Consider the following 6076-nt stretch of genomic DNA (forward strand, 5'->3'; position numbering starts at 1 on the left):
TGATCCTCAAAGGTACTTTTTGAAACTGGCGCAGGTAATGGCCAGGGCAAAAGCAGTCAAAGCGGCAAAAGCCAAAAGGAGGTAGGTCGGGTTGAACCCGGAGAGCGGCCAACCGAGATAAATAGAAAACCCGGCTGTCATGAACCACTTGGCGTAATGCTTGGCATGGTGGTAAATGAAGGAAGACTCACGCCCGCCACTCCACTTGCGCACATCACGCTGCACCAGGCCATCGACTACACCGATCAAGATTGCCAGCACCAGGACGGGGAGTGCGAAAAGCGCCATGGCCAAGCGCACCGCCACGTCCTGCGTGACATAGACCAGGATTTCGAGTGCCTGAGCAATATGTTGGCTCATCATCAGCAGCAAGCTCGGCGAGCGAGGATTAGGGCTCACCTCTCCGGCTCGCAGTGCTCGGGCCTTGACAACCATCTTCGTGATGCCGCATTTGTCATACGGCCAGCGGGCAACGCTCAAGAGACGTGATGTAAACGCCTGGGTATCGGGCACCAGGATCGAGCGAGGAAAGACCTGCACATACTTAAAATCGCTTGAGAGGTGATTGAAAGCGTGCCCTGGCCCCGCAAGACTTTCAGCTTTCCAAAAGGAGTAGGCCCCGGCGACTTCCAGAAGGGTGCCCAGCACGACGGCCACCACGATGCACCCCACAAAGGAACACACCGCATTCACGATCATTTCCAGCGGCCCGCGTGGGCCTTTACGACGCGGGGCTTGTGGGCGGGCGGAGTCCTGGCTCATGCGGCTTGCCCCACTGCATTGTTGTCACCTTCAACCCCGATGGGCTGGCTCAACACCACGTCGCCCCAATCGGCGTTGGCCGATTCGGCCCAATTTTCAGAGGCGCCAAACTCGTAGCGCTGGCGCATCTTCTCGCCAATCTCACGCAAGGACGCGGGTACGAAAGGATCGTTGGCGGCTGAGTCCGGGAGCGGCATGCGGATCTTGTAGAGCCGGTTGCCTTCCAAGAGCGCAAAGGCCTGCCCCTGGGGGAGCTCCATGACGTCCGCCACGGTGAGCATCTCGACCTGCTGGGTGTTGACCCGATCCTGGTTGTTGGATTTGAAGTGCGTGCCTTCTTCGTCTCCTGCCGTATCGGACACACCACTGACTGCCATGAGGGTTGTGACTTCTGCCTTGGGCAACTGCTTGCAGAAAAACTCTGCTGTTTCCGGGAGTTTCACGCGCAGCATGACAACGTGGTTGAAGTTACCCAGCACCTGCTGCGCCTTCGCGGAGTCTCCGAGCCTGGCTTCAATATCGGGAATCGTCTGCGTATAGGCGTGGATCTTGAATCCGGACCCACCGAGCTTGTTGACCATCGGGATGAATTCCGGCCCCATGAGTTCATTGACCTCATCGGCGTGGAGTGCCACGTCCGCCATGACAATGTCCCCATTGGGGTTGTGTGGGTCAATACCGGTTTTGTAGATCTTGCCGCCCACCGACACGAGGTCGGCCAGCATGCTGTTGCCGACCGCAGAGGACACCACCGGGTCGGACAGGGCATCCAGGCCGACATAGACAATGCCGCCTTGGCGGATGACCTGCATCCAGTCGAATACCGGGCGTTGATCGGTCGGATCGAAGTAATCCGGGCTGATCATCTTGCCTACATCGCCCGTGATCAACTTCTCCAAGAACGGGCCAAGAGACGCAATGATCTTCTCGAAGAAGGTGCGGTCATAGCGCACCGCCGTGCACATGCCTTGCAGCACAGGGTTTTGTACGCCGTTGAGTTTCGCCCCCGGCACCTTGAGGGTGCTGGCCACGTGAATCAGGGCAATGACTTCGGGCTCGCGGCTCTGCAGGGATTTCTCGACAGTAAAGGAGGGCTGCTTCTTAGATTCCAGTTCGGCAATCGCCTTGTCGACTTCAAACTTCCAGTTGGGGGCACCACATTCGGACAGGGCATGGCGTGCGTAGCGCACGAAGAGCGGCTCGATATTGGTGATGTCGGAGAGGATGCTCTGGTAAGTGGGCACCATGCCGAGTGCCACCTGGGCCTGGGCCACCAAGTTCACGAAGCGCCAACTGAATTCCTTGAACGCGGCTGAGTTGCCGGACGCCGGGAGCGCATTGGTCGTGCGGTTGGCGATTTCGGTGACGCGCGCAAAGTTGCCGATACCGTTGTAGCGCGCGGAGATCTCCGGGAAACCCAGATGGAACAGGTAGAACTGATCCAAGCGTCCTGCACGGGCCGCTTCGGCATACACGCGCAGCATCAGATCGCGGTCGCCCTTGGGGTCCAGCACGATCACGACCTTGCCATCCCGGATGTCCTGGGTGACGAGCAACTCCATTAAGCGAGTTTTACCGACTCGCGTGGTGCCAATGACCAGCATGTGGCCCGAGCGCAGTTTTTGGTTGAGGCTGACTGCAATTTCCTTGGGCTCGACACCATGGAGCAGGGTCGAGCCGCCTAAGTCGGGTGTTTCAGACAGGGGATTCCACCAGCGTGGGACCACCAATGCATTGACCAGTGCTGTCGCAATGGCAGCGCGGCGCAAGCGCTTGAGCATGGCACGCAAGGCTTTGCCCGTCAGAGTCGAGAGCTTGCCGCCTTCCAGGAATTTTTGTCCTGCAGCACTTCTCGCATCCATCAAGCGCTGCGTGTGCTTCTGCGTCCACAGAAAACCATCCCCCAGATAGAGGCGTTCTCTGGAGTTCGGGATCTTGTGGGGGGCGATGGACGTGATCTTGTATTTCTTCAGCCCCATCGTGTAGCGCAACACCTCGTAGCCTTGCTTGCCACGCCAGTAGGCAAAACCGAACGCGGCTGTAGCAATCCCGAGTCCAACCGGGGTGGGACATTGCAATGCCCAGGGCATGGTCAGCGCAATCGTGCCTGCGCAGGCGGTGGTGGCGGCACTATAGAGTTCCACGGGCGGGCGCAGAAGCGCTTCCAGGCTGCTCATGCCAGCTCCTCCACCAGGTTAGGAAGCAAGTCATAGACGTTGCGGGCATAAGGCAGGCTGAGCGAGAAATCGCGGGTGTAGTACATGGCCGTTGCACGGAACCAATCGCCTTTGGCGAGCTCATAATTGGCGCGCAGAATGGAGGCACCGACTGCCAGGTTGTGATAAGCATTGATTGCTTGAGCGGGGGTGCCGAGGCGGGCCTGATGCACGCGCCAACTGACTTGCATGGGGCCACAATAGACATAGTTGAGCCCCAACTGATCCACTGCGACCGTAAGTTGCCTGACGGCCTCTTCATAGGTGTTGAACCGCCAGGGACGGCCCTGCATGCGAAGTGTCCAGGGCCAGGGGGCGACCATGTTGGGGCCGAAGGCCAGGGCGGATTCGTGCAGTGCGATGGCATAGAGCAATCTGCCTGGCACACCCGCTTGGGCGGCGGCCTGCACATAGGCGCGAGGCACCGAGGTACGTCGGTAGGCGGCTTGAGGCAGACGGGCTGCCAGCGCTTCACCTGGCAATCCAAGCCCTGCCAATCCCAGTATGCCAGCCACTCCACCCGCCAAGGCCTTGAGACACTCGCGCCGTTGCATTACTGTCCTCCCCCGAAAAAGCTTCTCGGGATCTTTTTGCGGGGCAGATCGAGCACGGGTTCATTCGGGTAGAGCCGCTGCATGGCCGCAGCATGCGCTTGCTGGAATGCGAGCACGCGTACCGTATCGTCATGCAGAATGCGGGCGAAAAGATCCGCATATTTCTTGCGTTCAGCATCATTGCGGGCATGTATCCCCAGCACTTCGACCGGCGAGAGATTCGTATTGGTGAAGGAGGCACGAAACCGCATGAGGTCGTGTGCACGCACGATCTCATCGACCGACAAGCCCCACAGGCGGGCTTCCGAAGTGAGTTGGGCCAGTTGGCGGTTGCTCTCGGTGGTGGCTGTCGCACCCGGTGCTGCGGCTTGGGTGCTCCCCACACGCACGGTGGTCGTGTCTGCTGCAAAGGTCTGAGCGCCCAAACTCAAAGCGATGGCCGCTACGGCAAAGTGGAAGGCGCGCATCAGCGAGGCTCCCGCGTCTGCAGGGTGTCACGCGACCCGTCGGGGCGCACAATCGTGATCGCCCCCGTGGCGGCGTGGGCTGCACCGATGCGTCCCTTGGTGGTCGCATCCCCCTCGGTCACGAAGCGCAGCTTGCCGTCACTGCCCTTGATCGCAATGGAAGGTCTGCCACCCCAGGTGTCAATTGACAGGATGCGTTCTTCCGGGGCAGGCGGTGGAGGAGGGGGTAGTTGAACGGGGGGTGTTGCCACTTTGGCAGGCTTGCGCACGCGGGGAACGTGACGCTTCGGTGCGGGTGCGGGTGTGGCAACAGCATCAGAATCAGCCGGTAGCGCCTCGGTATGATGAGTACGAGGCGCTGCAACCTTGACGGGATTGCTTTGCTGCAAGGCCACCACGATAGCCTTCAGGTCATGCATGTCTTGCTCCAGGCGACTCAGCCGTGTTTCAAGCTCTGCAGATGAGTTGTCAATCGTCTGGGCAGTCACCGGCTTTGCGGGTGAGATCGGCGCTTGAGTGGTCGGTGCAGAAGAAGATGTGGAGTGGGGTGTGGCCGTGCTGGGTGCGCTTGCTGTGCTCACTGGTGCTGCAGCCGCATTGGGTGAGGACGCCACGACCGGTGACTCAACAGGGCTGGGTGCTGAGACCGGGTTTGATGCACTGCCATCAGGCGTGACCGGCGATGCAGGTGCCGGATCCATGGGGGCGGTGCTGGGGGCACTTTGGTCTATGGGCGCCAAGAGCGCGACATCATCGGCAGCGGGTAACTGGGTGGTGTCGGTGGGGGAGGGGCGCAAAGCCTTGCCTGCGCTCAGCCAATACCCGCCCGCGATCACGCCGACAGACAGGCCCGCCAGGGCCAGCAGAATCATGATGAGTGACTTCTTGGTGAGGCGGCGCTTGGGGTTGGGCGGGAACATCGCCGCCGAGGAGGCGGCTGGGCCCGTTGCGTTGGGCGTCTGCGGGGTTTGTGCGGACTGGGTCATCACTCACCTCGCAACTGCTTGGATAGACACGCAGCGCCCCCGCCGATGGCGGCTACACTGACCTCGCGTGCCCGGGCATTGATGCATAAGCCGAAAGCATCCCCGACCAGGGTACGCACCAGGTACTCGACTTTGCGTGGCCCGACAATGCGTTGGGATTCTGGGAGGGGAAGCGCCAGGAGATGTTCCGCGTCCGCGTCAGCGGTGAGGAGCGAATACCCGGTACGCTGGAGCAGATAGGTCAGCGCGTCCCCTACGGTGGAGACCACCTCGCGTGGGAAATGAACCTGTGCGGTGACCGCCAGCGGATCCATGTCGGCGGGGTCACTGCCCGTGACCTGCGTGTAGCGCCCCACGCGTAAGGGTTCGGCGGCGGCCCTCAGAGCACTGAGGGCAATGAGCACGCCCACACATATCGTTCGCATATTCATGCCAATGCCTCGAATAAGAAATGCTCCATGCCAATTGGACGAGAGGCATGGAGCCAAGGAGGTAGAGCCATTCCGGGCCGTACCAATCACGAGGCATACGATAGCGAGGACGTCAAAATGCAGCCAGCCGAAACCCCTTGTAAAATAAAATGGGTTTCGGCTGGAACTTAGTAACCAGTGGATGTATGATGAAGGGTTTTGAGTTTGTGTCGTTCTGGTTGGACATTCCGACTCAAAACGTTATTGCTCTTGGCTAAATGCGGAACCAACCTCGTTGGTGGGTTGATGTCTGATTGCTTTGAAGCTGGTCAAAGGCGCATGCCGATACTTGGGCCGACGCCGCCAGTGGGCAGCCTGCCCCGAAAAGGGCGGTTTTCGACCCAGATTGTGTAAAAACACAAATTTTCCGCTTAGGCTGTCGAAGGTGGTCGATACTTGCTCGTTTGACAGGTGATAGAGCGCTTTCGGGTCGCAAAGAATTCCGGCTTTGAATCCCGTTTGATGGCTCACTCCAAGACGCTAAAGCCCGAATATCGAGGCGTAAGTTGATTAAAAGGCCTTAGCCCCTAACAGCCTGTATTACACCTTCGATACCAAGAATCGCTATCAAGCGTTTGATATTATAGGCAAGTACATGCAAGCTCATTTCTGTGCTGACTC

General features: G+C 59.4%; 6 protein-coding genes. All 6 read right to left on the reverse strand.

Annotated elements, in window-relative coordinates:
* Positions 1–6: 6 nt before the first annotated feature.
* Genes B145_RS0114020 through pilL2 form a run of 6 tightly spaced genes read right to left on the reverse strand, consistent with a single transcriptional unit; the run spans position 7 to position 5416 of the window.
* Entirely contained in the window at positions 7–762 is a 756-nt protein-coding gene (locus tag B145_RS0114020) for a TIGR03747 family integrating conjugative element membrane protein (protein ID WP_018608217.1), read from the reverse strand.
* On the reverse strand, positions 759–2939 hold the full coding sequence (gene traD, locus B145_RS0114025) for a type IV conjugative transfer system coupling protein TraD (protein ID WP_018608219.1): 2181 nt from the start codon (positions 2937–2939) through the stop codon (positions 759–761). Before traD ends, B145_RS0114020 begins: the two co-directional genes overlap by 4 nt.
* Positions 2936–3532, reverse strand: coding sequence for a lysozyme family protein (locus B145_RS25675; protein ID WP_018608220.1), 597 nt, complete (start codon positions 3530–3532; stop codon positions 2936–2938). The genes traD and B145_RS25675 overlap by 4 nt, the downstream gene beginning before the upstream one ends.
* Positions 3532–3999 carry a hypothetical protein gene (locus B145_RS25680; protein WP_018608221.1) on the reverse strand — a complete coding sequence of 156 codons (468 nt, stop codon included), beginning with the start codon at positions 3997–3999 and terminating at the stop codon, positions 3532–3534. Before B145_RS25680 ends, B145_RS25675 begins: the two co-directional genes overlap by 1 nt.
* Positions 3999–4985 carry a hypothetical protein gene (locus B145_RS0114040; RefSeq protein ID WP_026259141.1) on the reverse strand — a complete coding sequence of 329 codons (987 nt, stop codon included), beginning with the start codon at positions 4983–4985 and terminating at the stop codon, positions 3999–4001. The genes B145_RS25680 and B145_RS0114040 overlap by 1 nt, the downstream gene beginning before the upstream one ends.
* The gene (gene pilL2 / locus B145_RS25685) at positions 4985–5416 is read right to left on the reverse strand and encodes a PFGI-1 class ICE element type IV pilus protein PilL2 (RefSeq protein WP_018608222.1); all 432 of its coding nucleotides are present in this window, start codon (positions 5414–5416) and stop codon (positions 4985–4987) included. Before pilL2 ends, B145_RS0114040 begins: the two co-directional genes overlap by 1 nt.
* Between the last annotated feature and the right edge of the window lie 660 nt (positions 5417–6076).

Source organism: Uliginosibacterium gangwonense DSM 18521 (genome assembly GCF_000373965.1).
Classification (GTDB): Bacteria; Pseudomonadota; Gammaproteobacteria; order Burkholderiales; family Rhodocyclaceae; genus Uliginosibacterium; species Uliginosibacterium gangwonense.

Excerpts from the sequence above, each read along its gene's own strand:
- B145_RS0114020 (WP_018608217.1), bottom strand. The coding sequence starts at position 762 with ATGAGCCAGGACTCCGCCCGCCCACAAGCCCCGCGTCGTAAAGGCCCA.
- traD (WP_018608219.1), bottom strand. The coding sequence starts at position 2,939 with ATGAGCAGCCTGGAAGCGCTTCTGCGCCCGCCCGTGGAACTCTATAGT.
- B145_RS25675 (WP_018608220.1), bottom strand. The coding sequence starts at position 3,532 with ATGCAACGGCGCGAGTGTCTCAAGGCCTTGGCGGGTGGAGTGGCTGGC.
- B145_RS25680 (WP_018608221.1), bottom strand. The coding sequence starts at position 3,999 with ATGCGCGCCTTCCACTTTGCCGTAGCGGCCATCGCTTTGAGTTTGGGC.
- B145_RS0114040 (WP_026259141.1), bottom strand. The coding sequence starts at position 4,985 with ATGACCCAGTCCGCACAAACCCCGCAGACGCCCAACGCAACGGGCCCA.
- pilL2 (WP_018608222.1), bottom strand. The coding sequence starts at position 5,416 with ATGAATATGCGAACGATATGTGTGGGCGTGCTCATTGCCCTCAGTGCT.